This window comes from Flavobacterium zubiriense (genome assembly GCF_041729725.1).
GTDB lineage: Bacteria > Bacteroidota > Bacteroidia > Flavobacteriales > Flavobacteriaceae > Flavobacterium > Flavobacterium zubiriense.
Genome location: NZ_JBCFQL010000029.1, coordinates 1 through 1,089, shown reverse-complemented (window position 1 = coordinate 1,089; position 1,089 = coordinate 1). Strand labels below are relative to the sequence as shown.

Annotated in this window: 1 protein-coding gene; it reads right to left on the bottom strand. The window is 32.8% G+C overall.

Translation table 11 applies throughout. From position 1 onward, the window contains the following. Positions 1-32: 32 nt before the first annotated feature. Entirely contained in the window at positions 33-1,004 is a 972-nt protein-coding gene (locus AAGV28_RS15390) for a family 43 glycosylhydrolase (RefSeq protein WP_373407639.1), read from the bottom strand. Positions 1,005-1,089 lie beyond the last annotated feature (85 nt).

Below are 1,089 nucleotides of genomic sequence, written 5' to 3'. Positions count from 1 at the left end.
TGCTATGGCTAATTGAAGCTTTTTTTTTGATATTATTTGAAAGAATTTCCAATACCTAAAGTGGTTCTGTTTATTTTTTGAATCGTTCCATCTTCATTAAAGTAAAGATTTTCAGCACATACCTGACGTTGCTTATCTCCACATTCTGATTTGTTTTCAATCCATCGGTGATAGAACAATACCCATTTTCCTTTGTATTCTACAATAGAATGATGATTATTGCTTTCGCCTTCTTCATCCATAATAACACCTTGGTATTTCCATGGACCTTTAGGAGATTTTGCTGTATAATAAGTTAGAATTCTATTCTCTTCAGGCATGGTGTAATAATAAATTCCATTTCTTTTAAAAACCCAAGGGCCTTCTCTTTTAGGTTTATAACCGCCCATATCCATTTTATACATTTCGCCTTTTACACTAAGTAAATCATCATTCATTTCGGCAACTAAATAATCGCCTCCGCCATTAAAATAAATATAACCTTTATTATCATCATCTATAAAAAGGCAAGGATCATTAGCATAAGGCGTAGTCCACAATGGTTTGCCTATGGCATCTTTAAATGGACCAGTAGGAGAATCGCTCACTGCAATTCCAATTCCCATCCATTTGGTACTATTTTTTGGATTTACCCTGTCTTTAAAACCTGTGCCAACTGGGAAACAGAAATAATATTTACCATTTTTATAGGCACAATCAGGTGCCCAGGCAAAATTATCTGCCCAACTTAGGTCTTTTACTGAGAAAATAGCTCCATGATCAGTCCAGTTTACTAAATCGCTAGATGAAAAAGCATGCCAGTCTTTCATAAAAAAATCGGTTTGACATTCTTCATCATGTGAGGCGTAAACATACATTTTTCCATCTTTCCATACATGGCCAGAGGGATCTGCAGTAAAAATTTTGCTACCAAAATTTAATGGGTTTTGAGAATAGCTATTATTAGTATTCAATAGCGAAAGGATGGGTAAAGTAATAATTGATAATACTGTTTTTTTATTCATTTTTACAGTTAATTGGGGTTAATAGATTAATTCAGTTAAATGTAAGTATAAAATATTTATAACAAAAAAAACCTTGCTTTATGTA